Origin of the sequence: Rhodococcus sp. NPDC057297 (assembly GCF_042667435.1) — a bacterium.
Taxonomy (GTDB): Bacteria; Actinomycetota; Actinomycetes; order Mycobacteriales; family Mycobacteriaceae; genus Rhodococcoides.
This window is the reverse complement of record NZ_JBHUZE010000002.1, coordinates 300,944-326,963: the sequence shown is the minus strand read 5'-3', so window position 1 is coordinate 326,963 and position 26,020 is coordinate 300,944. Positions and strand designations below refer to the sequence as shown.

The following is a 26,020-nucleotide window of genomic DNA, read 5'->3' as shown; positions in this document are numbered from 1 at the left end:
GAAAACTATCCCTCGTAATTGAACCGGGGGAAAGCCAGCTCACCCGAGTAACGCGCCGCGTCACCCAAGGCTTCTTCGATTCTCAGCAACTGGTTGTACTTGGCGACGCGCTCGGAACGAGCGGGCGCACCCGTCTTGATCTGACCACTGCCGACGGCAACCGCCAGGTCGGCGATGGTGGTGTCCTCGGTCTCGCCGGACCGGTGGCTCATCATCGTCTTGTAACCGTTGCGGTGCGCGAGTTCGACGGCGTCGAGGGTCTCGGTGAGCGTGCCGATCTGGTTGACCTTCACCAGCAGCGCGTTGGCCGCACCCTTGACGATGCCGTCCTCGAGACGCTCGGGGTTGGTGACGAAGAGATCGTCGCCGACGAGCTGCACCTTGTCACCGATGCTCTCGGTGAGGGCAACCCAGCCGTCCCAGTCGTTCTCGTCCAGCGGATCCTCGATGGAGACGAGCGGGTATGCGTCGACGAGTTCGCCGTAGAACGCCGACATTTCCTCAGCGGACTTGGTGGCGCGCTCGAAGGCGTAGCCGGTGCCCGCGGTGTAGAACTCGGTCGCCGCGACATCGAGCGCGAGCGCGACATCCTGGCCGGGCTTGAGGCCGGTCTTGGCGATGGCGTCGAGGATGAGGTCCAGCGCTTCCTTGGTTCCGGCCAGGTCGGGCGCGAAGCCGCCCTCGTCGCCGAGCCCCGTCGACAGGCCCTTGGCCTTCAGAACCGACTTGAGGGAGTGGTAGACCTCGGCGCCCCAGCGGAGGGATTCCTTGAAGGTCGGCGCACCGATGGGCGCAATCATGAACTCCTGCACGTCGACGCCGCTGTCCGCGTGCGCGCCACCGTTGATGATGTTCATCATCGGCACGGGAAGGATGTGGGCGTTCGGGCCGCCGAGGTACCGGAAGAGCTCGAGACCAGCGGACTCCGCAGCTGCCTTCGCCACCGCGAGCGAAACGCCGAGCAGGGAGTTCGCGCCGAGTCGGGCCTTGCTCGGAGTGCCGTCGAGATCGAGAAGAGCCTGGTCGACGGCCCGCTGCTCGATGGCGTCGAGGCCGATGACAGCCGGTGCGATCTCGTCGAGAACAGCGTTGACGGCCTTCTCGACGCCCTTGCCGCCGTAACGCTCGCCGCCGTCACGAAGCTCGACTGCCTCGTGCTCACCGGTGGACGCTCCGGAAGGAACCGCTGCGCGGGTCAGTGTTCCGTCGTCCAGTGCGACCTCGACCTCGACCGTGGGGTTGCCACGGGAGTCGAGAATCTCGCGAGCTCCGACCTGCTCAATGATGGCCACGAATGCTTCTCCTTGTAACGGGGGCGGGCGGGTAAGTGCCGGGTGTCAGACTAGCCGCTCGCCTGTCGTCCCCGCGACGCACAGGAGCGGAGCCTGCGGAGTGACCAGGGAAAGTCAGGAGCGGAGCCTGCGGAGTGACCAGGGAAATTCAGGAGCGGAGCCTGCGGAGTGACCAGGGAAATTCAGGAGCGGAGCCTGCGGAGTGACCAGGGAAAGTCAGGAACGGAGCCTGCGGAGCCTGGGGAGTCACGCAGTGGTGCCGACTGAGTAGGCGGCTGCAGCGTCGCGGACGTCTCGGAGGTAGACCCCGGACTGGTTGTACGCCATGAGTGCCCGCTCCCACCCTTCCGCCGTGCGCAGATCACCTCCGCGCGCGCAGAGATAGCGAGCTGCGGTGAGAGCGGCGTCGTCGAGGTTGTCGGGGTCGGCGATACCGTCGCCGTTGGCGTCGACACCCCACTTCTTCCAGGTCTCGGGAATGAACTGCATCGGGCCCATCGCCCTGTCGTGCACTGGGTCGCCGTCGAGCTGGCCACCGTCGGTGTCGGGAATCTCGGCGACGCCCGGTCCGCCGTCCAATGGGATGCCGCGAATCGCGGGCGACACCAGACCGTCGGGCGCGACGGACGAGCCCTGGTACGTGCCGTGCCGACTCTCGATGTAGCCGATTCCGGCAAGCGTCGTCCAGGCGATACCGCAGCCAGGAGCCGTGTCCGACATGATCGCGGCTGCATGCCCGTATGCCGCCAACGCCGGTACCGAGATGTTCATGGCGTCGGCCTGTGGTTCCGCCCAGTCGAGCAGGAGGTCCGCCGTTCTCCCTTGTGCGTTGAAGTCGATCTCCGGCACCGGCGTTCCCGCTCCGGGAGGAATGCCTTCGGGAATCGCACGCGGCGGCTCCGACGAGCCGCACGCCGCAGCCAGTAGACCCACTGCGACCGCTGCAACGGTGTAGGCCACTCGGTTCATCACAGGTCCATCCTGCACACCAAAAGTAATAGAAACCTAAAGCGCCGAGTATGCGCAGGTCAAAGAGGTTTTGCCGTCTGCTCGAGGGTGTATGTTGCTCTCAACCACATGAGGGTTCCCTACCCTTTCTCGCAAACGCTTCAGGAGCATCGAACGTGTCCGTCATTGCCGCTCCGCCCATCGCCACCCAAATGTTCGGGAGCGGGCTGATAGGCCTCCGCGAAGGCTTGGAGACGGGCATCGTCGTGATGATCCTGGTCGCGTTCCTCGTGAAAGCCGATCGGCGCGACGCGTTGAAGTGGGTCTGGTTGGGAGTCGGACTGGCGGTTGCGATGGTGGCAGCGATCTTCTTCGTCATCCACTACGGAACGTCGACGGTCACGGGCTTGACGGCGGAAATCATCGCCGGAGCCGCCTCGCTGGTCGCCGTCGGCATCGTCACCGCGATGGTGCTCTGGATGCGCACCGCCGCCAAGGACATCTCCGGCGAGCTCCGCTCAGGCATGGAGCGAGCGTTGACCGTCGGACCACTCGCCGTCCTGGCGCTGTCGTTCTTCGCCGTCGGGCGCGAAGGCGTCGAAACTGCGTTGCTGATGGTCGGATACGCGGAGAACACGGGCGGCAGTTCGTGGCCGCTGCTGGGACTTCTGCTGGGGATCGTCGCCGCGGCCGGACTGACGGTTCTGCTGTACTTCGGCGCTATCCGTATCAATTTCGCGGTGTTCTTCAAATACACCGGCATCTTCCTGATCGTCGTCGCGGCAGGCATTCTCGCGTACGGAATCCGTGCACTGCAGATCGGCGGGGTTCTGCCCGGCGGTGGTTCGACGGCCTTCGACATCACCGCGCAGTTCGACGCCTCCAGTTGGTACGGCACCGTCCTCGCCGGCATCTTCAACTTCCGACCCGAACCCACCGTCCTGCAGGTCACCGGATGGGTGCTCTACCTCGCTGTCGTTCTCTACCTCTTCCTTCGGCCGGTTCGTGTACCCGAACCTGCAGTCACCTCATGAAAGGCACTCCCTTGCGCCGTACCACCTACGCGCTGGCCGCACTTGCGGTTCTGCCGCTCGCCCTCGCAGGCTGCACCGAGAAATCGACGTCCGACGGCGGATCCGAGTCCGGTTCCGGCGACATCGCCGTCGCCGCCACCGACACCACGTGCGATGTCGCGACGTCCGAAGGAACGACCGGCAACTCCACGTTCCAGATCACGAACAACGGAACCAAGGTCACCGAGTTCTACGTCTACGGCGAAGGCGACCGTGTGATGGGCGAGGTCGAGAACATCGGGCCGGGCCTGACGCGTCAGCTCATCGTCGCCCTTCCCGACCCAGGCACGTACCAAACTGCCTGCAAGGCAGGCATGGTCGGCGACGGAATCCGCGCGGACTTCGTCGTCTCCGGCGACGCCGTCCGTCAGGCCGACGAGAACGGGCTGCTCGACGAGGCCGCAACCGGCTACAAGCGATACGTCGTCAGCCAGGTCGACGCCCTCCAGGAGACCACGGCATCGTTCGTCGCCGCCGTGAAGTCCGGCGACATCGAGTCCGCGAAGGCCCAGTTCCCCATCACCCGCAGCTACTACGAGCGAATCGAACCGGTTGCCGAAGCGTTCCCCGACGACCTCGACCCGCGCATCGATCTGCGTGAACCGGACGTCGAGCCCGGTGACACCTGGACCGGCTTCCACCGCATCGAAAAGGACCTCTGGGAGCAGGGCCTGCAGCCCGACACGAACCAGATGGCCGATCAGCTTCAGGCCGACATCACAGAACTCGCCGAGAAGGTCAAGGCCGAGGACTTCACCATCGACCCCATTCAGGTCGCAGGCGGCGCCCAGGGATTGCTCGACGAGGTCGCCAAGACCAAGATCAGCGGTGAGGAAGACTTCTTCTCGCACACCGACCTGTGGGACTTCCAGGCGAACGTCGACGGGTCCCAGGCAGCAGTCGCCGCAGTGCGTCCGATCATCGATCAGAACGACGCAGAACTGGGATCGGCCATCGATGCACGCTTCGCCGAGCTCGACGCCGAACTGGCCGAATACCGCCAGGGCGACGGCTTCGTCTTCTACGACACCGTCACCGAACCCCAGCGTCAGGAACTCTCCAACAAGATCGATGCACTGTCCGCCGAGGTAAGTCAGGTACAGGGTGTCGTTGCCGGACAGTAATACCTCTCGCTTCTCTCGGCGGCGCCTGTTCGGCGCCGTCGGGGTGGGCGCGGCCCTCGTCGGGACGGGAGCCGTGGCGGCATGCGCGGAGTCGGACGAGGACCAGCCGTCGGACATCGTGGAATTTCGCGGAGCGCACCAGGCCGGCATCGTCACCCCGGCACAGGACCGCATGCACTTCGTCGCATTCGACATCACCACCGAGTCACGCGACGAATTCGTTGCGCTGCTGCAGAAGTGGACGCTCATGGCGGAGCGGCTCACCCGGGGTGAAGAAACGTTCGATGGTGGCGCCGTCGGCGCGGGAGAGTACCGACCGCCGTCGGACACCGGTGAGGCATTGGGGTTGTCCGCATCGTCGTTGACGCTGACCATCGGGTTCGGGCCCGGACTGTTCACCCGTTTCGGGCTTGCGGATCTTCGGCCTTCGTCCCTGGCCGACTTGCAGCACTTTCCAGCCGACAATCTCGACGAACGACGCTCCGGCGGCGACCTCTGCATCCAGGCCTGCGCCAACGACCCGCAGGTCGCAGTCCACGCCATCCGCAACCTCGCCCGCGTCGGATTCGGCACCGTGTCCGTCAAGTGGTCCCAACTCGGATTCGGGCGCACATCGTCGACGTCGACCAGCCAGGCGACACCACGAAATCTGTTCGGATTCAAAGACGGAACGGCCAATCTCAAAGCCGAGGATCCCGAGTTGCTCGACGATTTCATCTGGGTCGGGAAAGACGACGATCAACCATGGATGGCCGGAGGCTCGTACCTGGTTGCGCGTCGAATCCGCATGCTGATCGAATCCTGGGATCGGACCACGCTGAAGGAGCAGGAACGAGTCATCGGACGCAGCAAGGGAACCGGGGCACCCTTGGGTCTGACAGACGAATTCGACGCTCTCGACCTCGACTCCAAAGGCCCCGAAGGACTGCTGATCGACTCCGACGCCCACGTGCGTCTCGCCTCGAAGGAGAACCTCGACGGCATCCAAATCCTCAGGCGCGGTTACAACTTCACCGACGGCTCCGACGGATTCGGCCACCTGGACGCTGGACTGTTCTTCATCGCTTACTGCCGAGACCCGCTCACTCAATTCGTGCCCATGCAGCTCGCCCTGGCACGCAAAGACCTACTGAACGAATACATCCAACACGTCGGCTCCGCCGTCTTCGCCTGCCCGCCCGGTTTGGGTGAATCGGAGTTCTGGGGGTCTACCCTCTTCGCTTGAATGGTTCATTCATGCGAGCAGACAGCGTGCGTGGCGCATCCAAGCCGCTCGACGAGAACGTCTCCTACCGAAGTGGAACCGATCCGACCTCGGGTGCGTCTAACCTGACGACGTGATTCTGCGAGGGGGAAACGATGCGTAAGGCCTGTCTGACGGCGATCAGCGTCGCACTGCTGGTCGGCTGCTCCACCGACATCACCGGCGACGCCATCGCCGACTCCCCCACCGACCAGACCTTCGACCCCTGCACCATCCCCGACACCACCATCACCGCCGCAGGCCTCGACCCAGCATCAAAAGACTCCATGGCAGACAAGGGCTACACCACCCCAGGTTGGTCCATCTGCGGCTGGGAAGGACCAGCAGGAGATCCGTGGTACTCGATCTCGGTGTATGCGTCTCCAGCCCACACGATCGAAGAAGTTCGTGGAGACAGTCGGTACCTGAACATGCACGATGTCGAAGTCGCTGATCGATCAGCTGTTCGTTACGAGTCAACGGTCGCTCCGCGCGGCGAGATCTGCGACATAGCGTTCGCCACAAATAGCGGATTGATCAAAGTTTCCGCGCTCAAGAACGGCTCCAGCGATACAACCGGCGATCTCTGCGCCATCGTCGTAGACCACACCGAACGATTGTCCTCGGCTATCCCATCCTGAATGCTTCTGAGAGACAAGGAAATTATTACCGCGCGTACCTACTGGCAGAGCCTTGCTGCGGCCGCTGAGTCAGGACAACTGTATCTCGACCAGGACATCGCGAGACAGTGCAACGATACTTGCACCACGTACCTCGAAAAGTTGGACGAACGACGTAAGGAGGCCGTTCGTCTTGCCGACGTGCAGGGCTACGGCGACTTCGAGATGGGCAAGCAGTTCGCGCAAATTCTGTCCGAGAAAGCCGTAGGCGGACAGAACAGCATGGTCGGCGTCATCGACAGCCACATTCAGGTGGTGAAGGAAATGCAGGCGGTATTCCAGAAGTTCTTCAACCACTACACGGACATCGATGCGGATACCGCATCCGACGTCGCGCAGAGGTTCCCCAACTAATCCAACGGACAGTCCGCGCCGCCGTCGGCGATGAAGATTGCGCCGATGCCGGGTCTACACTCCGGAACGGCACCTTCGAAGCGGGGAGACACATGGCACAGCTACTGCGGGTACAGAATTTCACCATCTCAGCCGACGGGGTCGCCGCAGGCGTCGACCAGAGCCTCGAGAACCCGTTCGGTCTCGACCATCTGACGCTGATGAAGTGGTTCTTTGCCACGGCAAGTTTTCCGGGCAACGCCGGTTCCAGTGGTTCCCGAGGCTTGGACGACTACTTCGCCCGCGATTTCTCGAACAACATCGGCGCCGAGATCATGGGTCGAAACAAGTTCGGACCTCAACGCGGGCCTTGGGAGGATCACGAGTGGGAAGGATGGTGGGGTGACGAGCCGCCGTTCCATACTCCGGTGTTCGTGCTCACTCACCACGAGCGCCCCTCGATCGAACTCTCCGACACAACGTTTCACTTCGTCGACAGCTCGCCGGCAGATGTGTTGGACAAAGCGAAGCAGGCAGCCGGCGGCAAGGACGTACGACTCGGCGGCGGAGTCACGACAATCCGCGAGTTCCTCGACGCCGACCTGGTGGACACTCTGCACATCACTGTCGCACCGATCGAGTTCGGGTCGGGGCTGAAACTCTGGGATTCACCGAACGAACTCGACGACCGATTCGAACACGAAGCGGTACCCAGCTCCAGCGGCGTCACCCATCACCTGTTCTGGCGTAAGTAGCCTCATCGCAGACGCACGCCCACGTGCCAAACGCTCACCCTGGTGCTAGCACTGAGCGGTGCGTCCAGCACATAGGTGAGCGTCTGAGCACTCCAGGCGCTCAACATTGACCGAACGTCACATTCGCTCCGGAACCGGCCGACCAGCCGCATCACTTGGAAGTCACATTCATGCGTACCGATAGCTAGCAGGGCCCATTCATGCGACAAGGGGGTGAACCTACCGCCTACCCCAGTTCTCTATCCATTCGATGGCGGTGAGTTTGCCAGGGACTGCGCCGTGGACCTTGGCGGATTTTTCGGCGTCGCGGATACGGTCGGCGAAACGCAAGACGTTGCGCCGCAACAGGTCCTCGGCGCTTTCGCCGCCGTGACTGTGGTCGAGGCCGATGTGTACGACGCGGAGTTCGTCGGGGATCAGCTCGTCGGGCAGTCCGGCTTTGCTCGCGCGTGCCACGACTTTCTGAGCCAGTGCCAGCGCGGGTTGGGAGAGTGCGACGCCGTCCAGGCAGGAACCGCGGGCTTTTTCGGCGGCTTTCTTCTCCTCCCACGCTTTCTCCTGCACGGCGATGTCGATCGGTCCGGTCGATCCGTCGTCGAGATGCGGGGTTCGATGGGTCAGCTTTCGGACGAGGCCCGCTGCTACGTCGTCGACGTCGAACGCATTCTCCGACGCGTCCTGCGCGATCCGAGAATGGAACAGCACCTGCAGCAGGATGTCCCCGAGTTCCTCTTTCAGATCGTCGAGGTTGCCGCTGTGGATGGCGTCGAGGAGCTCGTACGTCTCTTCCAGCAGGTAACCGCTCAGCGACGCGTGTGTCTGCTGAGCTTCCCACCCACCTCGGCCCCGAAGGCGGTCCATCAGAAGTACGGCGGCGATCAGGTCGTCGCCAGGCAGCTTCGGCGACGAGATCACGCGGTCACCGCGCCGAATGCGCTGCTGCACATCCGGGTTCGACGGGTCGGTGCTGACGAGTACCTCGGCGGAGCCGTCGGCGTGCGCGGTACCCGAGAACAGCCACCGGGTGCGCACCGGAACCTCCTCGGTGAACTCGACGACTCCGTTGAGGAACTCCACGGCCTCGGCCGGGACCATCGTCGGGCGAACGGGATCCAGCAGCACTACCGTCATCACACCCCCACAGTCTGCTCCAGCAACACCGACCTGGACGGTTTACCGTCGAGTGACAGTATGAGGTCGGCGATGTACTGGACCAACTCGACGTCCCGCACTCGCGCAGCACCGACGCCGCCTCCCTCCACGCGAGGCAGAGGCGTCTGCACCACACCGGTGGTGGCCCGGTACGCAGCGTTGGGGTAGAGCCGCTTGAGTCGGATCTGCTTGGAATCGGGCAGATCCATGGGTGCGAGCTTGACCTGCGTACCGGCGACATTGACGTCCGTCAGCCCGTATTCCTTCGCGATCAGGCGAAGCTTGGCGACGGACACCAGGCGTCCCACTTCCTCGGGAAGCGGGCCGTAGCGGTCGACGAGCTCGTCCAACACCGCCGTGATCGAGTCGGAGTCCGTTGCTGCGGCCAGCTTTCGGTACGCTTCGAGACGCAAGCGGTCGCTGGTGACGTAGTCCGGCGGAATGTGTGCGTCGACGGGCAAGTCGATGCGCACTTCTTTCGGCGCTTCGTCCGTGGAGATCGGTTTGCCGTCGGCGGCCGCTCGGTACGCCTCCACGGCTTCGCCGACCAACCGCACGTACAGATCGAATCCGACGCCGGCGACGTGGCCGGACTGTTCGGCGCCCAGAACGTTTCCGGCGCCGCGGATTTCGAGGTCCTTCATGGCGACGGCCATACCGGCACCGAGATCGGAGTTCTGCGAGATGGTGGACAGCCTGTCGTAGGCAGTTTCGGTGAGCGGTTTCTCCGCCGGGTACAGGAAGTACGCGTACCCACGCTCGCGGCTACGCCCGACACGGCCTCGAAGTTGGTGCAGCTGCGACAGGCCGAGGGAATCACTGCGCTCGACGATCAACGTGTTGGCGTTGGAGATGTCGAGGCCCGTCTCGATGATGGTGGTGCACACGAGCACGTCGGTCTCGCGTTCCCAGAAGCCCTGCACCGTGCGTTCGAGAGTTTCCTCGTTCATCTGACCGTGCGCGGTGGTCACCCGAGCTTCCGGCACCAGATCTCGAATGCGCTTGGCTGCCTTGTCGATCGAGCTCACGCGGTTGTGCACGAAGAACACCTGACCGTCGCGCAGCAGTTCACGACGAATCGCGGCCGCGACCTGCTTGTCGTTGTACGCGCCGACGTAGGTCAGGACCGGATGGCGCTCCTCGGGAGGCGTGAGGATGGTCGACATCTCACGAATCCCCGCGAGGCTCATCTCAAGCGTACGAGGGATAGGCGTCGCGGACATCGTCAGCACGTCCACGTGGGTGCGGAGCGACTTGATGTGCTCCTTGTGCTCGACGCCGAATCGCTGCTCCTCGTCGACGACGATGAGGCCGAGGTCCTTCCACACGACACCCGTCTGCAACAGGCGGTGCGTGCCGACGACGACGTCGACGGTTCCGTCGGCCAGACCTGCCATGACTTCTTTCGACTCGGCGCCGTGGGTGAAGCGAGAGAGGCCCCTGACTGTCACCGGGAATGCGGCCATTCGAGCGGTGAACGTCTGCAGATGCTGCTGAGCGAGCAGCGTTGTCGGCACGAGCACCGCCACCTGCTTGCCGTCCTGAACTGCTTTGAACGCGGCGCGGACGGCGATTTCCGTCTTGCCGTAGCCGACGTCGCCGAGGATGACGCGGTCCATCGGAACCGCCTTCTCCATGTCGGCCTTGACGTCGGTGATCGCGGTCATCTGGTCCATGGTCTCGGTGAACCCGAACGCGTCTTCCATCTCACGCTGCCACGGGGTGTCCGGACCGAATGCGTGGCCGGGCGCCGCCTGACGCGCCGCGTACAACTGCACGAGCTCGCCGGCGATCTCACGAACCGCCTTGCGTGCCTTGCGTTTGGTGTTGGCCCAATCCGATCCGCCGAGCTTGCTGAGCGACGGCAACTCGCCGCCGACATAGCGCGAGAGCTGATCCAGCGAATCCATCGGCACGAACAATCGGTCGCCGGGCTGACCGCGTTTGCTGGGTGCGTACTCGATGACGAGGTACTCGCGTCGTGCGCCGCCGACGGTGCGCTCGATCATCTCCACGAATCGACCGATGCCGTGCTGATCGTGCACGACGCTGTCGCCGGCAACCAGAGCGAGCGGATCGACCTGATTTCGCCTCTTGGCCGGTAGCTTTCGCCCTTCGGTGGCCGCGACGCGGTTTCCGGTGAGGTCGCTCTCGGTGACGACCACGAGCCGGGCGTCGGGCAGAATCAGTCCTTCGTTCAACGTGCCACACAGCACGCTGACGACGTCCGGCAATGGTTCGGAGCCTGACTCGATATGCGCCGCAGGTACTTCCGCCTCGCCGAGCCTCTCGATGATGCGGTTGGCGGTGCCTGCTCCGGCGACGGCGATGACCGCGCGCCCACCCGTCGAGACGTGTGCGCGGAGCATCGCGAACACGCCGGCGAGCAACTCCTCGGAGCCACGGACCTCGGGGACCGACTCGACGACGAGTGCGACCTCGTCCTCGCTTCCGGACGCGAGAGGGCTGATGGTCCACCAGGGTCGACCCAGAGCCTGCGCGGATTCGCGAATCTGCCTGAGCGAGCGGTACGCCGACGCCCCGAGATCCAGGCTCACTCCGCCGAGACTGTCGGTGTTGACCGTCGACGCATCGAGAGGGGCTGCGCCTCCGACCGACGCGGCCGTCCACGACGCTTCCAGGAACTCCTGGCCGGTCCGCACCAGATCGGTTGCACGCGTGCGGATTCGCTCCGGATCGCACAGAAGGACGTGCGCGCCGTCGGGCAGCACGTCGGCGAGCAACTGGAGCTCACCGGGCTGCAGCAGCGGCAGCAGTGCCTCCATGCCTTCCACGGGAACACCCGCGGACAGCTTGTCCAGCATCTCGACCAGCGCTGCATCCGCCTGGTTGTCCGCAGCGAGGGCGGCCGCGCGATCGCGGACCGTCTCGGTGAGGATCAGCTCACGACACGGCGGCGCGATGACCGACTGAATGTCGACGTCCGGGAGAGACCGCTGGTCCGCAACAGAGAAGGCGCGCAGTTCGGTGACCTCGTCGCCCCAGAACTCGACACGAACGGGGTGATCGGCCGTCGGCGAGAAGATATCGAGAATGCCGCCCCGAACGGCGAATTCACCGCGCTTTCCGACCATGTCGACGCGCGTGTAGGCCAATTCCACGAGGCGGTGGATGAGCCCGTCGAAGTCGATCTCGACGCCGACGCGCAAGCCGATGGGTTCGATCTCCCCCAGCCCCGGCGCCATCGGCTGCACGAGCGAGCGGACGGTGGTGACGATGACCTGAAGCGTCGGGCCGTAGTCCTTGTCGTCCGGCCGGGCCAGACGTCGCAAAACTTCGAGGCGTCGGCCGACGGTGTCCGCGCTCGGCGACAACCGCTCGTGCGGCAGTGTCTCCCACGACGGGAATTGTGCGACGGCGTCGCCGAGAATCTGCTGCAGTTCGGTCGTCAGATCATCGGCCTCGCGGCCGGTAGCGGTGACGACGAGTACCTGCGCTCGTTCGGCGATGGCGGACGCGACGAACGGCCGCGACGAGTTGGGTCCGACGAGGGTGCGTTCAGCGGCTCCGACGGCGTCGCGCACGGCGGCGAGCGTGGAGTCCGACAGTGCGACGCGCGCGAGGCCCGACAGTGCAAGCGAAGAATCGGAAGACAACTGCGGGGCTCCTGAGCGAGATCGGCGCAATGGATATCGCGATCGATCCTACCGCCGACGTCGTGCGTCCTTTACATACGTCCAGCTACGGGCAACTAGTGCCGGATGACGCGCCGGGCCGCGAACTCACGGAAGTACTCGACCTTGCCCGCCGTCACGAGTGACGGAAGGAGGTAGTACCAGAGACGTTCCATCCGTGACGGAAGTTCCTCCGTGTTGCCCGTGGCGACGGCGACCATGTGCACGCCGGTGAGGATCTCGAGGACGAGGGCACCGATGGTCGCGGGATCCGCATCGGCCGCAAGGTCGCCCTGCTTGATCGCCTTGGCCGCCAAAGCGTTGAACGACTCGCTCCAGCCGGACATCACGTTGCCCTGGGTGCCCCGGTAATCACCGATCTGGTGGCTGAGCCGCAGCATCGCCGACACCATCGGGTCACTGACCGACATGTCGACGACGATGTAGGAGATGCCGATGGCCGCTTCCAACGCCGGGATACGTCCGTCGTTGAACTGCTGGCACGCCGCCGTCAGCCGGGCATTGCCCTCGTCGATGACCGCACGCGCCAACTCTTCCTTCGACCCGAAGTGGAAGTAGAGGGCACCCTTGGTGACCTGGGACTGAGAGATGATCTCGCTGAGGCTCGCGTTCGCGTAGCCCAGGCGCAAGAACACATTCGCGGCACCCGACAGCACGGTGTCGCGCGTGATCTCAGCGCGTGCCTGTCTGACCATTGGATCCGCCTTCGCAATACTCGACTGCCACTGCGCAAATTACGAGCGAACGGTACCACTCGGTGGCATTCTTACCTTGGTCAACGTACAGATGGTCCGAACAACATACATGCGTCGCTGTGAAGTAGGTCTCATGGACGCAAACCAAACCCTACCCGCTCTTTCACCGACACGTGGGGAAATACTCGCCTCATTCACCGGCCAATAGGGGCGCGGCCTCCAGATTGGTGAGACCGTTCCAACACAGATTGACGACGTGCGCCGCGACGACCTCTTTCGACGGCTCCCTCACGTCGAGCCACCATTGAGCCGTCATGGACACCATCCCGACCAGCGCCTGCGCGTACAAGGGAGCGAATCCGGCATCGAATCCGCGACGAGTGAAGTCTCCCGCAAGGATGTGCCCGACCTGGCTCACTGCATCGTTCAACAGCGACGAGTACTTGCCGTCGGCCGCAGCGACCGGAGAATCACGGACCAGGATGCGGAACCCGTCGGTTCGCTCCTCCACGTACGTCAGCAATGCAAGAGCAACCCGCTCGACCCTCACCCTCGATCGGTTCTGCGACAACGACGAAGTCACCATGTGCAGCAACGTCGACATCTCACGGTCGACGATGACGGCATAGAGGCCTTCCTTGCCCCCGAAGTGTTCGTAGACGACGGGCTTCGACACAGTCGCCCGGACCGCGATTTCCTCCACCGACGTCGCCTCGTACCCCCGCTCGGCGAACAAGGAGCGACCGATCTCGATCAACTGCTCGCGACGCTGCGTTCCTGTCATCCGGACACGCGGCGCCTTCTCGGGCTCGGACAAGACGTACCTCCCTGCGATCTGTTCTCCTGCCGGTTTCCCCGGCGTCGAAACCGGGCCTCCGGTCTCCCAGCGTCGAAACCCGAGCTTATGGGACGAATGACACCGATCGACGGGAGCGGTTCGACCTCGGGCCACCCCGCATGCGAGACTCGTTGCGCTCGGCGGGAGCTTCGAGGCCAGTAGTCTGTCTTGTGCAGACACCGGCGACCGGAGAAACCGCTGGTGAAATGATCCGCCGTGGTGTAATGGCAGCACCTCTGATTTTGGTTCAGATAGTTCAGGTTCGAGTCCTGGCGGCGGAGCGAGAAACATTGCCCTGAAGATCCAGTTCAGCGATCGTCGCCCGAGGAGCCCCGTTGCCGTTGCATACCGCCGTGGTCGTTCTCGCAGCAGGTGCAGGCACCCGAATGCGATCCAAGACCCCGAAGGTGCTGCATCCGCTGGGTGGGCGAACGATGCTCGCCCACGCGTTGCACGCCGCCGCTGATCTGGGCCCCGATCACCTCGTCACCGTCGTCGGACACGACCGCGAACGTGTCACCGAATCCGTCGTCGAACTGAGCGAGGAACTCGGACGCACCATCGTCACCACGGTGCAGGAACAGCAGTTGGGCACCGGCCACGCCGTGCAGTGCGGGCTCAGCGCGCTACCCGACGATTTCGAGGGAACGATCCTCGTCACCGCGGCCGACGTTCCCCTCCTCGACGGACACACCTTGAAGGCTCTGCTCGACGAGCACCTGAGCGCGCCGCTGCCTGCAGCGGCAACGGTTCTTACGTTCGTGCCCGACGACGCGAACGGGTACGGCCGCATCGTCCGCGCCGACGACGACCAAGTCGCCGAGATCGTCGAACACGCCGACGCCACCCCCGCGCAGGTCCTGATCGACGAGGTCAACTCCGGCGTCTACGCGTTCGACGCGACCGCGTTGCGCGTTGCGCTGGGCAAGCTCAGTACCGCCAACGCGCAGCACGAGCTGTATCTCACCGATGTCGTAAAGATCAGCAAGAGCAGCGGACTCCCCGTCTACGGAACCCAGCTCGCCGACCCCGACCTGGTGATGGGCGTCAACGATCGAGTACAGCTCGCCCACGTCACGGCCGTCCTGAATCGCCACATCGTCGAAAAGCACATGCGCGCGGGAGTCACCGTCGTCGACCCCGCAACCACCTGGATCGACATCGATGTCACCGTCGGCGCCGACGTCCGTCTCGAGCCGGGTGTCCAGCTGCTCGGCAACACCCACGTCGGTGAGGACGCCGTCATCGGACCCGACACGACTCTGCGCGACGTCGTCGTCGGCGAACGCGCGTCCGTCGTACGTACGCAGGCAGACAAATCCACCATCGGGCCCGGCGCAACCGTCGGGCCCTTCGCGTACCTGCGCCCCGGATCCGACATCGGGGACAGCGCCAAGATCGGAACCTTCGTCGAGACCAAGAACTCGACTGTCGGCAACCACTCGAAAGTGCCGCACCTGACGTACGTCGGAGATGCGACCATCGGCGAACACTCCAACATCGGAGCATCGAGCGTGTTCGTCAACTACGACGGCGTCAACAAGAGTCGCACCGTAGTCGGATCCCACGTCCGCACCGGCTCGGACAACATGTTCGTCGCCCCCGTGCGAGTGGGCGACGGCGCGTACACCGGAGCAGGCACCGTGCTCCGCAACGATGTACCACCGGGGACGCTCGCCGTCTCCGCTGGTTCCCAGCGCAACATCGAAGGCTGGGTCGAGAAGAAGCGTCCAGGCACTGCCGCAGCGGACGCTGCAGCACGCGCTCTGGCGGCCGAATCGGCAAACGCGCAAAAATCAAAGGACGGCGAACAGCAGTGACCACCCCGAACTGGATCGACAACCAGAAGAACCTCATGCTCTTCTCGGGTCGAGCACACCCCGAACTCGCACAGCAGGTTGCGAAGGAACTGGGGATCGAGGTAACCCCGCAGACCGCACGCGACTTCGCAAACGGCGAGATCTTCGTTCGCTTCGAGGAGTCGGTCCGAGGATCGGACGCCTTCGTCCTGCAGAGCCACCCCTTCCCTCTCAACACCTGGTTGATGGAACAGCTCATCATGATCGACGCGCTCAAGCGTGGGTCGGCGAAGCGCATCACCGCGATCCTGCCGTTCTACCCGTACGCCCGCCAGGACAAGAAGCACCGCGGACGCGAGCCGATCTCCGCGCGTCTCGTCGCCGACCTGCTCAAGACCGCAGGCGCCGACCGGATCATCACCGTCGACCTCCACACCGACCAGATCCAAGGCTTCTTCGACGGCCCCGTCGACCACATGCACGCACACAGCCAGCTCGCCGAGCACATCCGCGACAAGTACAGCCTCGAACACATCACCGTCGTCTCCCCCGACTCCGGCCGAGTGCGCGTCGCAGAGAAGTGGGCCGACAGCTTCGACGGCGCACCCCTCGCGTTCATCCACAAGACCCGTGATCCATTGGTGCCCAACCAGGTCAAGTCCAACCGCGTCGTCGGTGACGTCGAAGGCCGCACCTGCATCCTGATCGACGACATGATCGACACCGGCGGCACCATCGCCGGCGCCGTCAAGGTCCTCAAGGAAGCCGGAGCAGGCGACGTCGTCATCGCCGCCACCCACGGCGTCCTCTCCGACCCGGCCGCCGAACGCCTCGCCAACTGCGGAGCCAAGGAAGTCGTCGTCACCAACACCCTCCCCATCACCGACGAGAAGCGCTTCGACACCCTCACCGAGCTGTCCATCGCACCTCTCCTCGCCCGCACCATCCGCGAAGTCTTCGAAAACGGATCCGTCACAAGCCTGTTCAACGGCTCTGCCTAGGTCATTCCGCAGGCTCCGGTGGTGCAGGTCCGCCCTTTCGGGAGCGAACGTGGCGTTCAGTCCGTCTAAGGGACCGAACGCCACTTTCGCTCCAGACGGACGATCCACCCAACTGACCGAACACCACGTTCAGTCCGTCTAACGGACCGAACGCCACTTTCGCTCCAAACGGACAGTCCACCCAAGTGACCGAACATCACGTTCGGTTTCTTTACACCCGCTCCGCAGACCCCGGCCCCTTGAAATGAGCTTCGTCACTTCGGTGATGGAAAGCGCAGTTCGGGAGGGAGGGGGTGTGCGGGGCGGGTTGCGTTGTACCCTAAGATGACTCGTCGTGATCGACGCGCAAACCATGGACAGCCCTGCAGCAACTTCTACCGTCCGTATCGCCCGGTGGACTCCGGGCGGGTGCGTGTGGTGCGGAAGCACCGACTCGATCGAAACTTATCGCAACGAACCGCGTTGCGGCCTGTGCCGTGAAAAAGAAGCCGTCATCGACGAGGCGAAGCACTTCATCGGCATGTACGGTCTGCGCCCCCTCGGCGGCACTCTTGCGTCCGATGACGAGGAGGAGCGCGAGTACCGCGTCACTGCTCGTGATGCTCGTGCCGTGCTGAACAGCATTCGTCTCGAGAAGCTGCCGGATCCGGCTGCGGTCCGCAAAGCGTTGCGCCCCAGGGCTGCTGCTGCAGTTGCTGCTCCTCGCCAGGCGCCGAGCAGTGCAAGCTCGTCGTCTGCCTCCTCTGCTGCAGCGAGCAAGCCGGCCGCTCCCAAGAAGCAGCAGGCGGGTGTCAGTGGCATCGACATGATCGAGCTCGAGTCGCGGGTGCAGAAGTTGCTCGCTCAGCTCACCGACGTCGACTCGCAGATCAGCGCGCTCGAGGGACAGGAGAGCCTGCCGGCACGCGCTCGCCGAAAGGATCTCGAGAAGCAGCGCACCACGGTCCTCACCACCCTCGGTGCGCTCGAGAAGGCGCGTCGCCGCATCTGACCCTCGGCGGTACGTACCCTGGACGGGTGTTCAGGACGCTAGCGCGCTATCAGGTCGCCATCGACGTCGGCTTCGCCGTCGTCTTCACGGCCGTGCTGTTTCCGTCCGCCGCCGCAGACAACGGTGTGCTCGCCGTTGTCGTCCTGCTCGGCTACGGCGTCGCGCTGGCACTGCGTCGTCTCTCGCCTCCCCTTGCGCTGGCGATCTCCTGGGTTTTCGCCATCGGTCAGATGGCCGGTGGGCTCGGCACCCAAGGCGCCAACACTGCAATCCTGTTCGTGCTGTTCGCCACTGCTGCATACGGTTCGGACCGCGTTCGCAAGATCGGTCTCGTGTCCACCGTCGTCGGCGGCATCGTCGCCGCTACCTTCCTCACCCTTGTCGGTGACCCGAACGTCTCACCGGACGGCAGCCGCTCCGTCGGCGACTACGCGCAGCAACTGATCATCCTGCTGGTTGCCTCGTGGGCTGTCCTTGGGTTGTCGTGGGCTCTGGGGCGTATCGCGTTGGCGAACCGGATGTCCATCGAGGAGAAGCACCAACGCGCGTTGGCCGAGATCGAGCAGGAACGGGCACTGCAGGATATTGCCGTCGAACACGAGCGCAATCGAATCGCCCGCGACATGCACGACATAGTCGCGCACTCACTCGCCGTCGTCATCGCGCAGGCAGACGGTGCCCGGTACGCACGCAAAGCGGATCCCGAGGCTGTCGACGAGGCTCTCGGCACCATCGCAGGCACCGCTCGCGATGCACTACGAGACGTCCGCGGCGTGCTGGCCCAGCTACGCCACAACACCGACGACGTTCCGGCCACGGAATCGCAGGACCTGTCCACGTTGGTGGACCGGATGCGCGCGGCCGGTCTGCGAATCGACTTCGATTCCGCCGGCGACGCCACCGACCTGGGTGCCGGCGGCCACCTCACCCTGTACCGGATAGCGCAGGAAGCGCTGACCAACGCTCTGCGACACGGGGACTCGTCGCGCCCGGTATCGGTAACCGTCGAGTCCGTACCCACCGGCACGACGCTTACCGTGCGCAACTCCGTGCGAGCAGCATCCGAATCCACAGGCGGGCACGGCCTCATCGGTATGCGCGAACGTGCGTTCCTGTCCGGCGGCACCCTGACGACCAGCCACGATCATGGTGTGTGGACACTCGTCGCGCACATTCCCGGAGCACTCACAGGAATGGAGCCTGCGGAATGAGCCATATAAAAGTGGCGCTGGTCGACGATCAGCAGCTTTTTCGTGCCGGGATCAGGATGCTGATCTCGTCGCAACCCGATCTCGAGTTCGTCGGCGAGGCCGGCGACGGCAAGGCCGGGGTCGAGTTGGCGGCCGAGGTCTCCCCCGACGTCGTGTTGATGGACATTCGGATGCCGGTTCTCGACGGCATTGCGGCGACAGCGGAGATCGTCGCGGCATCGAGCGAACCCCCGAGGATCCTTGTGCTGACGACCTTCGATCTCGACGAGAGTGCGGCGAAGGCGATCAAGGCCGGCGCGAGCGGATTCGTACTCAAGGACGCCGACCCTGAATTCTTGCTCGCGGCGATCCGCACCGTCCACGCAGGCAACTCGGTGATCGCGGCGTCGGCCACGACCGCGTTGCTCGGTCACTTCACCGACACCCCGGCAACTCCGCAGGCGCCCAAGGAGTTCGACCTTCTCACCGCACGCGAACGCGAGCTGTTTCACCTGGCGGCGAGGGGTGCGAGCAACTCCGAGATCGCGGCACAGGAGTTCCTGAGCGAAGCAACCGTCAAGACTCACATCAGCAGAATCTTCACGAAGCTCGGTCTGCGGGATCGGGTCCAGTTGGTCGTGTACGCCTTCGAACACGGTCTGGTGCGCTGAACTCCCCGATGCACCGACCCCAGATCATCCTCTGGATGTACGAAGCAGAGACTGCAGCCTGATTCTTTTCACCCCTGTGGTTCGTAGTTTCTACAGACATGACCACAACACCAGCACCGGTAGCCCGGGTTCACCGGGTCCACAAGAGCTACGGCGACGCAACCAACCAGGTGAACGCGCTCGACGACGTGTCGCTCGACATCCGCTCCGGCGAGTTCACGGCCATCATGGGCCCGTCGGGCTCCGGCAAATCGACCCTCATGCATGTGATGGCGGGCCTCGATTCGGTGACGTCCGGACAAGTCGTACTCGCGAACACCGACATCACCGATCTCGGCGACGATGCCCTCACCGAGCTTCGCCGACGCCAGATCGGCTTCATCTTCCAGGCGTTCAATCTGGTCCCGACGCTGGACGTCAGATCCAATATCCTGCTTCCGTTCGAGCTCGACGGTCATGCGCCGACCGAGATGGAAGCCGCGTGGGTGGAACAACTCATCGCCACCCTGGGCCTGAGCGAACGGACGTCTCATCGCCCCCATCAGCTGTCCGGCGGACAGCAGCAGCGGGTCGCCATCGCACGAGCGCTCGGCTCGCGGCCACACCTGATCTTCGCGGACGAGCCGACGGGAAACCTCGATTCCCGCACCGGCCGTGAGGTTCTCGCGCTCCTCGCGGCCGCAGTTCGCGAGTACGGCCAGTCGATCGTCATGGTCACTCACGACCCGGTGGCCGCCAGCTATGCGGATCGCATCGTGTTCCTGGCGGACGGACGAATCGTCGACGAGCGGGCGCGTTCGACGCCCGAGCAGATCTCCGGTTACATGCTGGCGATGGAGAAGGTCGCGTGAGGGCCGCAACCGCGTCGACACCGCGTCGTGAACACGGTGCGAGCATCCTCGTCACAGCGCTCGCATCGTTCTTCGGTGTAGTGCTGATCCAGGCAACGTCATTCCTGCTCGACATCTTCGGCACCGACGGACAAGGCGCTGTCGCCGTCGCGCTCTACAGCGTCGCAATGGTGTTCGTCCTTCTCGCGCTGTACGTCGCGTCGGTCGTCACCGCGAACACGTTCGGCACGATCGTCGCCGGACGTACGAAGACCATTGCGCTGCTACGACTCCTCGGTGCCTCCGGCCGAGAACTGCGTCGCTCCGTGTCCCGTGAAGGACTGTCCGTCGGACTGTTCGGTTCGGCGGTGGGCTTGGTGGTGGGCGTCGCCGGCAGTCACCTGGCCCGAGCGATCGCCGTCGGTGCAGGCAAGCTACCCGACGTCGCATACACGACGGTGCAGCCACTCGTCGGGCTGCCGGTCGTCATCGTCGTGGGAACCACGTGGGCGGCGTCGTACATCGGTAGCAAACGCGTCCTCGACGTGACGCCTGTTCAGGCGACGGGCGTCGTCGTGACCGCTGCATCCGAGGATTCTCGGCGCCGAGCCGCACGCACCACGTTGTCGATCGTTCTCATCGCCGGTGGTGCAGTGTTGTTGGGACTCGGGGTGCTCGTCGGCGCGGTGACGCCTGCCGGTGTGCTCATTGCCTTCTTCGGCGGCGCAGCGTCGTTCACCGGCATCATGGTCGGCGCACACCGGATCGTGCCGTGGGTGCTGCGCGTAGTCGGCAGGCTCTTCGGCAACACGCCGTCGGCACGCTTGGCCGCAGCGAACGCAACCCGGTACCCGGAGCGTGCCACTCGAACAGCACTGGGTCTGCTGATCGGCGTCACGTTGGTGGTGACGTTCGCCGTCGCGATGTACAGCTACCGAACGATGCTGCGACACGAGTTCAGCGAGGAATCGCTCGATCAGGTGCTGACGGTGACCGTCGGGATCATGACCGGATTGATCGGCTTCTCGGGTGTCATCGCGGCCGTCGGTATGGTCAACAACCTCTCGCTCAGTGTCATGCAGCGCACCCGCGAACTGGGCCTGCTGCGCGCTCTCGGCTTCACCCGCAAGCAGGTCCGCGGAATGATCGTGTCCGAGAGCGCGCAGATGGTGATCGCGTCGATGGGTTTCGGGCTTCTCCTCGGCATCGTCTACGGATGGGCGGCCGCGCAATCGCTGCTCGGTTCCATCGCGCAATCCGGCATCGGCCTGCCGACGCTGCCGTGGGCGATCATCGCCGGAACCGTTCTGTCGGCTGCAGTGCTGGCGCTGGTGGCCTCTCTCATGCCGTCGCGTCGAGCGAACTCCATCTCACCGGTCGTCGCGCTGTCCGAGTGATGTCCGACTGGCGAGGATGAGAGCGAACCTGCTCTCCGGATCGGTCCAGAACTCGTCGACGCGGAACCCCGCGTCGACGAGTTCTGCTTCTATCCCCTTTTCCCTGAACTTGGCCGAGATCTCCGTCCGTAACTCTTCGCCCTCGTCGAAGTGGACGTCGAGATCGAGATCCTCGATTCGAATGTCCTGCGCCGTGCGAGCCCGCAAACGCATCTCGATCCACTCGGCCTCCGCATTCCACAGCGCTACATGCTCGAACTGCTGTGGATCGAAGTTCGCGTTCAGGCGTTCGTTCAGCACCGACAGTACGTTCGCGTTGAACTGCGCCGTCACACCGTCCGCGTCGTCGTACGCCGGGACGACCACACTCTCCTCGACTACCAATCCCACTCCCAGCAGCAGGAATTCACCGGCGATCAGAGCCTGGGCGATGTCGGCGAGAAAGAGCGCACGCTCCTCGGGAATGAGATTGCCCAGAGTGCCGCCCAGGAACGCGATGGTTCGGCTGCCGTCGGCAGGAAGGTTCTGCAGAGTATCGGTGAAATCGCTGACGATCCCCTGGATCTCGAGCCCGGGATGCTCGCGGGCGATCACCTCGATCGCCCCCTCGAGTGCCGTCGGAGACACGTCCTGGGGTACGTACTTGCGCAGCGATCCGTGCTTGATGCCTGCATTCAGCAACAGTCGTGTCTTCTCCGAGGACCCCGAACCCAACTCCACCAGGATCGCGGCGTTCGTCCGCTCGGCGACGTCGTAGGCGTGTGCCTCGATCAGTCCACGCTCGGTGCGAGTCGGGTAGTACTCCGGCAGTTCGGTGATCTGCTCGAACAGTTCGCTGCCACGCGCATCGTAGAACCATTTGGGAGAGATCCATTTGGGCGTCGCCGTCATACCCAACCGCACGTCGGAACGAAGATCGTCGAGCAGCCTTTCGGGTGAGATGTGCACGTCCAGAGCAATGTCAGCCATATGTTTTCCCCTCAATCGAGATCTGTGACGTCGACATGCCCCGGTCGGGCGACGACGAACGTTCGGTCCGCGAGCGACACCCACCGGGGGTCCTCGTCGGTGGGCTCGGATGCCACGGTGACGGAGTCCCCCGTGTCCAGCACGGACAGCGAGTGGTAGACCGCGCTCGCGTACAGCGTGTGGCCGTCGCTCAGCAGGAGATTCAGGCGCGGACCGGGTGACGACAGCTCTACGCGAGCGATCAACACCCGCAACGCCTTCTCCGGATCGTGCTGCCGCAGCAGGTTCCGGAGGATCACCCACAGCGCAGCAGAATCCGTCGGTGCCGGCAGTGCCAGGAGCTCTGTCGGCGGCACCTCGGACGCAAGGTCGGCCAACGCGTCGGGCCACCCGAACACGACCCCGTTGTGACTGAACGCCCACGTCCCGTCCGTGAACGGGGCACATGCACTGCGCTCCACCGGCATCCCGACGGTTGCAGACCGAACGGCTCCGAGCACGGCCGTCGACGACGTCGCACCGAGTACGTCGTCGACCGCCGGGTCCGACCAGATCGGCATCGGGTTGCGATAGCTGCGTGCGCCGTCGGCGTCCCACCACGCCGCGCCGAATCCGTCGGCGTTGATCGTGCCGCCGCCCCGCATGTCCTTCGGCGCCCAGGACTGAACGAACAACGAGTTCTCACCGGCGGTCATGACGTCGGCGACCGACCGTGTCGGCCCCAGATAGCCCAGATGTCTACACATCTCGTGCGCACCGGAAGCCGGCGAAGATCTGCCTCCGGATCGGGTGGTCCCAGTTGCGGAACGTGCCACGGCACGCGACCTGGTCGGTCCCGAAGGATCCGCCGCGCAAGACCTTGTAATCACCGCGCAGAAATACTTCGGAGTACTCGGCGTACGGGAACGGCTCGAAGCCCGGGTAGGGCTCGAAATCCGACGACGTCCACTCCCACACGTCGCCGATCAACTGCTGCACTCCGAGCGGTGACGCTCCGGCCGGATACGCACCGACGTCGGCCGGTTCGAGGTGCCGCTGACCGAGATTGGCGTGCACCTCGGTCGGTTCGGCATCTCCCCACGGGTACTTGCGTACCGTCGCGGTCGCCGGATCGAAGCGGGCCGCCTTCTCCCACTCCGCTTCGGTCGGGAGCCTTTTGCCTGCCCACCGCGCGTACGCCTCGGCTTCGAAGAAACTGACATGTACGACGGGCTGGTCGGGCTTGATCGGTGCCGTCACTCCGAATGCCCGACGCCACCAGCTGCCGTCGGCGTCGCGTTCCCAGAACTGTGGGGCGACGAGCCCCTCGGTGGTTCTGTGTGCCCAGCCGCGTTCGCTCCACAGTTCCGGACGGGAGTATCCGCCGTCGGCGACGAACTCCTCGTACTGACGGTTGGTCACGGGTGCGACATCGAGGGCGAACGTGGCGACGTACGTCGAATGTGCGGGTCGCTCGTTGTCGAGCGCCCAGGGATCGAGCGTGGTGCCCATGGTGAAGACACCACCGTCGACGATCACTTCCCCGGCCGCGGGGGTCTGCGCTGCGGGAGGAGGCGGTGCGTGGAGAACCGCTGGACCGGTACGTAGTTGGTGTGTCGCGAGCATCGTCTCGTCGTGCTGTTGCTCGTGCTGGGCCACCATGCCGAACGCGAAGCCGTCGCGTTCGAGCCTGCGCCCGTCCAGCGGACTGGCAGCGAGGACGTCCCACACCTTGTCGCGGACGGACCCGACGTAGGCCCGTGCCTCGTCCGGCGTCAGCAACGGCAGCGACGGACGGCTGGACCGGGAGTGCTTGAACGCGTCGTACAGTTCGTCGATGTCGGACCGCACCGGTTCGCGCCCGCCGACGTCGCGCACCAGCCAGAGTTCTTCCTGGTTGCCGATGTGCGCGAGGTCCCACACGAGCGGGCTCATCAGAGGCGAATGCTGGGCGGTGAGGTCTGCGTCGTCCACGGCGTCGGTGAGGGCCGAGCTGCGCGCCCGACTTCGGGCGAGTACCCGCTCGACGGTGCTGCGCAGTTCTTCGGTGCTCGTCATGCCGATTCCTTTCCGGTGGAGTGCCGATCGGTCGGTGCCGTTGCACGACGACATCGCTCGGCAAGGTCCAGTAACAGTGCGCGGTGATCGGGCGAGTTCTCGGCGGCCAAGTGCGCCAACGATTCCGCTGCCCTACGGAGACCGGGATCGGCGAGCCCGTCGCGGGCAGCATCGACCCAGCGCCCGGCAGTCTCCGCCGCGATCTGCCCTGCACGCTCGATCACATCGGGGCCGGACAACAAGGCGTCGAACAGCGCGGCGGGAACCACCCACTGGCCGTCCGGCTGCGCGTCGAGGTAGCGGATCTCGAAATGCCCACACGCGCGAACGTGCGGAAACAACGTGGTGAGGTGGTAATCCAGATCCTCGGTAGTCGGTGGTCGACCGACGCGAGCGGCGTCGGCAATCCAGTCCGCGAAGGTCGTCCCCGGTGGGGCCTCCCAGTTCTCGCCCTCGCCCCTGATGCACAACAGCGGGACGTCCAGCGCCCAGGCGGAGTAGTCCGCAATCGGATCGCCTGAACTGGGCACTTCCGTTCTACTGCTGTCCAATTCGAGCCACGTCCGCATACGTTGCGACGCCCAGCTCCCCGCCGGTGCGCCTCGTAGCGTCGGCGAGCACGCGAACGCCGCGACGAGAGCCGGCCCGACAGCTTCGAGCATCGTCCACCGGCGCGCCACATCCTCGCGGTCCCGCCCGGCGTCGACGCTCACCTGGACGGCTGCGGTATTGCACATCATCAACTTGCCGAAAGGGCCGATTGTCGTGAACCTGTCCTCCATCGCGCAGTATCGAGGGAGAACGAGCAGACGTTGGGGTTCGCGATCACGATCGGCAGGAACAGAGACCATACCGATCCGTGCGGCATTCAGCATCGACTCGAGACGACGCGTGTCCGCGTCGACCGATCGCGCGAGCTCCTGCACCGATGGGTACGGCGAACTCGACAGTTCCACCTGGCCACCGGGCTCGACGGTGACGACGCTCCCGCCGGGGAGCGGACGGCCGGGCGAGGTGGACGAGATGTTTCGCGGGGCGTACTCCCCGAGGGCAGCAGCCAGAGAGTCCAATGCGGGCCTCGCCCCATCCGGCGTGTGTGTCAAGAACTCCAACTCGGCACCGATCAGCCGAGGTGGGCCGAGTTTGAAGCACACACGTTCGACGTACGCCGCCGCTGCGGGCCGTGTGCTCAGCTCGCGGGACTTGACCGTGGACGTCATTGCCATCTCCTTGTGTTCGTCCCGACTACCCGAGTTGCACACGCCTACCCGAGGCAATTCGGCCCGAAACCGAGCCTATGTGAAAGCCTTGCGGGAGTGGAGCCTGCGGAACGACTCGGCCGGCTC

General features: G+C 64.5%; 23 protein-coding genes and 1 tRNA gene. 14 read left to right on the top strand and 10 right to left on the bottom strand.

Going from position 1 to position 26,020, the window contains the following annotated elements:
* Positions 1 to 5: 5 nt before the first annotated feature.
* Together eno and ACFULT_RS07475 are read right to left on the bottom strand one after the other, a co-directional pair.
* Positions 6 to 1,292 carry a phosphopyruvate hydratase gene (eno, locus tag ACFULT_RS07480; RefSeq protein WP_037110694.1) on the bottom strand — a complete coding sequence of 429 codons (1,287 nt, stop codon included), beginning with the start codon at positions 1,290 to 1,292 and terminating at the stop codon, positions 6 to 8.
* Between the two features lie 246 nt (positions 1,293 to 1,538).
* Positions 1,539 to 2,261: a lytic transglycosylase domain-containing protein gene (locus tag ACFULT_RS07475; RefSeq protein WP_378481046.1), complete on the bottom strand. Its 723-nt coding sequence runs from the start codon at positions 2,259 to 2,261 to the stop codon at positions 1,539 to 1,541.
* Positions 2,262 to 2,416: 155 nt separating this feature from the next.
* Between ACFULT_RS07475 and efeU the strand changes: the two genes are divergently transcribed.
* From efeU to ACFULT_RS07445, 6 genes are all read left to right on the top strand, one after another.
* A complete protein-coding gene (efeU, locus tag ACFULT_RS07470; protein WP_037110691.1) occupies positions 2,417 to 3,274 on the top strand; it encodes an iron uptake transporter permease EfeU in 858 nt (285 codons plus the stop codon).
* A complete protein-coding gene (gene efeO / locus ACFULT_RS07465; protein WP_037143971.1) occupies positions 3,271 to 4,437 on the top strand; it encodes an iron uptake system protein EfeO in 1,167 nt (388 codons plus the stop codon). Before efeU ends, efeO begins: the two co-directional genes overlap by 4 nt.
* Positions 4,418 to 5,662, top strand: coding sequence for an iron uptake transporter deferrochelatase/peroxidase subunit (gene efeB, locus ACFULT_RS07460; RefSeq protein ID WP_378481045.1), 1,245 nt, complete (start codon positions 4,418 to 4,420; stop codon positions 5,660 to 5,662). Before efeO ends, efeB begins: the two co-directional genes overlap by 20 nt.
* Positions 5,663 to 5,796: 134 nt before the next feature.
* Positions 5,797 to 6,321, top strand: a complete 525-nt coding sequence (locus ACFULT_RS07455; protein ID WP_378481044.1) for a DUF3558 domain-containing protein — start codon at positions 5,797 to 5,799, stop codon at positions 6,319 to 6,321.
* The gene (locus ACFULT_RS07450) at positions 6,322 to 6,714 is read left to right on the top strand and encodes a hypothetical protein (RefSeq protein WP_378481043.1); all 393 of its coding nucleotides are present in this window, start codon (positions 6,322 to 6,324) and stop codon (positions 6,712 to 6,714) included.
* 92 nt (positions 6,715 to 6,806) lie between these two features.
* Positions 6,807 to 7,448 carry a dihydrofolate reductase family protein gene (locus ACFULT_RS07445; protein WP_094719355.1) on the top strand — a complete coding sequence of 214 codons (642 nt, stop codon included), beginning with the start codon at positions 6,807 to 6,809 and terminating at the stop codon, positions 7,446 to 7,448.
* Positions 7,449 to 7,667: 219 nt separating this feature from the next.
* On the opposite strand, the gene ACFULT_RS07440 is transcribed toward ACFULT_RS07445, so the two are convergent.
* The 4 genes from ACFULT_RS07440 to ACFULT_RS07425 all read right to left on the bottom strand — a co-directional run bounded on the left by ACFULT_RS07440 (position 7,668) and on the right by ACFULT_RS07425 (position 13,735).
* Positions 7,668 to 8,579 carry a MazG family protein gene (locus ACFULT_RS07440; protein WP_378481349.1) on the bottom strand — a complete coding sequence of 304 codons (912 nt, stop codon included), beginning with the start codon at positions 8,577 to 8,579 and terminating at the stop codon, positions 7,668 to 7,670.
* Positions 8,579 to 12,217: a transcription-repair coupling factor gene (gene mfd, locus ACFULT_RS07435; protein WP_037110681.1), complete on the bottom strand. Its 3,639-nt coding sequence runs from the start codon at positions 12,215 to 12,217 to the stop codon at positions 8,579 to 8,581. The genes ACFULT_RS07440 and mfd overlap by 1 nt, the downstream gene beginning before the upstream one ends.
* Before the next feature lie 95 nt (positions 12,218 to 12,312).
* Positions 12,313 to 12,951 (bottom strand): ScbR family autoregulator-binding transcription factor, encoded by a 639-nt coding sequence (locus ACFULT_RS07430; protein ID WP_037110680.1) that lies wholly within the window; start codon positions 12,949 to 12,951, stop codon positions 12,313 to 12,315.
* A gap of 190 nt (positions 12,952 to 13,141) precedes the next feature.
* Positions 13,142 to 13,735: a TetR/AcrR family transcriptional regulator gene (locus tag ACFULT_RS07425; protein WP_170945156.1), complete on the bottom strand. Its 594-nt coding sequence runs from the start codon at positions 13,733 to 13,735 to the stop codon at positions 13,142 to 13,144.
* Between the two features lie 264 nt (positions 13,736 to 13,999).
* Between ACFULT_RS07425 and ACFULT_RS07420 the strand changes: the two genes are divergently transcribed.
* From ACFULT_RS07420 to ACFULT_RS07385, 8 genes are all read left to right on the top strand, one after another.
* A tRNA-Gln gene (locus tag ACFULT_RS07420) sits at positions 14,000 to 14,070 on the top strand.
* Positions 14,071 to 14,124: 54 nt separating this feature from the next.
* On the top strand, positions 14,125 to 15,609 hold the full coding sequence (glmU, locus tag ACFULT_RS07415) for a bifunctional UDP-N-acetylglucosamine diphosphorylase/glucosamine-1-phosphate N-acetyltransferase GlmU (protein ID WP_378481042.1): 1,485 nt from the start codon (positions 14,125 to 14,127) through the stop codon (positions 15,607 to 15,609).
* Entirely contained in the window at positions 15,606 to 16,589 is a 984-nt protein-coding gene (locus ACFULT_RS07410; protein WP_037110677.1) for a ribose-phosphate diphosphokinase, read from the top strand. Before glmU ends, ACFULT_RS07410 begins: the two co-directional genes overlap by 4 nt.
* A 412-nt stretch (positions 16,590 to 17,001) precedes the next feature.
* Positions 17,002 to 17,580 (top strand): hypothetical protein, encoded by a 579-nt coding sequence (locus ACFULT_RS07405; protein ID WP_037110675.1) that lies wholly within the window; start codon positions 17,002 to 17,004, stop codon positions 17,578 to 17,580.
* 26 nt (positions 17,581 to 17,606) lie between these two features.
* Positions 17,607 to 18,791, top strand: a complete 1,185-nt coding sequence (locus tag ACFULT_RS07400; protein WP_378481041.1) for a sensor histidine kinase — start codon at positions 17,607 to 17,609, stop codon at positions 18,789 to 18,791.
* Complete coding sequence (locus tag ACFULT_RS07395; RefSeq protein ID WP_378481040.1) at positions 18,788 to 19,441, top strand: response regulator; 654 nt, start codon at positions 18,788 to 18,790, stop codon at positions 19,439 to 19,441. The genes ACFULT_RS07400 and ACFULT_RS07395 overlap by 4 nt, the downstream gene beginning before the upstream one ends.
* Before the next feature lie 98 nt (positions 19,442 to 19,539).
* Complete coding sequence (locus ACFULT_RS07390) at positions 19,540 to 20,292, top strand: ABC transporter ATP-binding protein (protein WP_378481039.1); 753 nt, start codon at positions 19,540 to 19,542, stop codon at positions 20,290 to 20,292.
* The gene (locus tag ACFULT_RS07385; protein WP_378481038.1) at positions 20,289 to 21,668 is read left to right on the top strand and encodes an ABC transporter permease; all 1,380 of its coding nucleotides are present in this window, start codon (positions 20,289 to 20,291) and stop codon (positions 21,666 to 21,668) included. The genes ACFULT_RS07390 and ACFULT_RS07385 overlap by 4 nt, the downstream gene beginning before the upstream one ends.
* On the opposite strand, the gene egtD is transcribed toward ACFULT_RS07385, so the two are convergent.
* From egtD to egtA, 4 genes are read right to left on the bottom strand one after another with little or no spacing between them, the layout of a single operon-like run.
* Positions 21,642 to 22,637, bottom strand: a complete 996-nt coding sequence (gene egtD / locus ACFULT_RS07380) for an L-histidine N(alpha)-methyltransferase (protein WP_378481037.1) — start codon at positions 22,635 to 22,637, stop codon at positions 21,642 to 21,644. The genes ACFULT_RS07385 and egtD overlap by 27 nt on opposite strands.
* Before the next feature lie 11 nt (positions 22,638 to 22,648).
* Positions 22,649 to 23,383 carry an ergothioneine biosynthesis protein EgtC gene (egtC, locus tag ACFULT_RS07375; RefSeq protein ID WP_378481036.1) on the bottom strand — a complete coding sequence of 245 codons (735 nt, stop codon included), beginning with the start codon at positions 23,381 to 23,383 and terminating at the stop codon, positions 22,649 to 22,651.
* Positions 23,376 to 24,674, bottom strand: coding sequence for an ergothioneine biosynthesis protein EgtB (gene egtB / locus ACFULT_RS07370; protein WP_378481035.1), 1,299 nt, complete (start codon positions 24,672 to 24,674; stop codon positions 23,376 to 23,378). Before egtB ends, egtC begins: the two co-directional genes overlap by 8 nt.
* On the bottom strand, positions 24,671 to 25,894 hold the full coding sequence (egtA, locus tag ACFULT_RS07365) for an ergothioneine biosynthesis glutamate--cysteine ligase EgtA (RefSeq protein WP_378481034.1): 1,224 nt from the start codon (positions 25,892 to 25,894) through the stop codon (positions 24,671 to 24,673). The genes egtB and egtA overlap by 4 nt, the downstream gene beginning before the upstream one ends.
* Positions 25,895 to 26,020 lie beyond the last annotated feature (126 nt).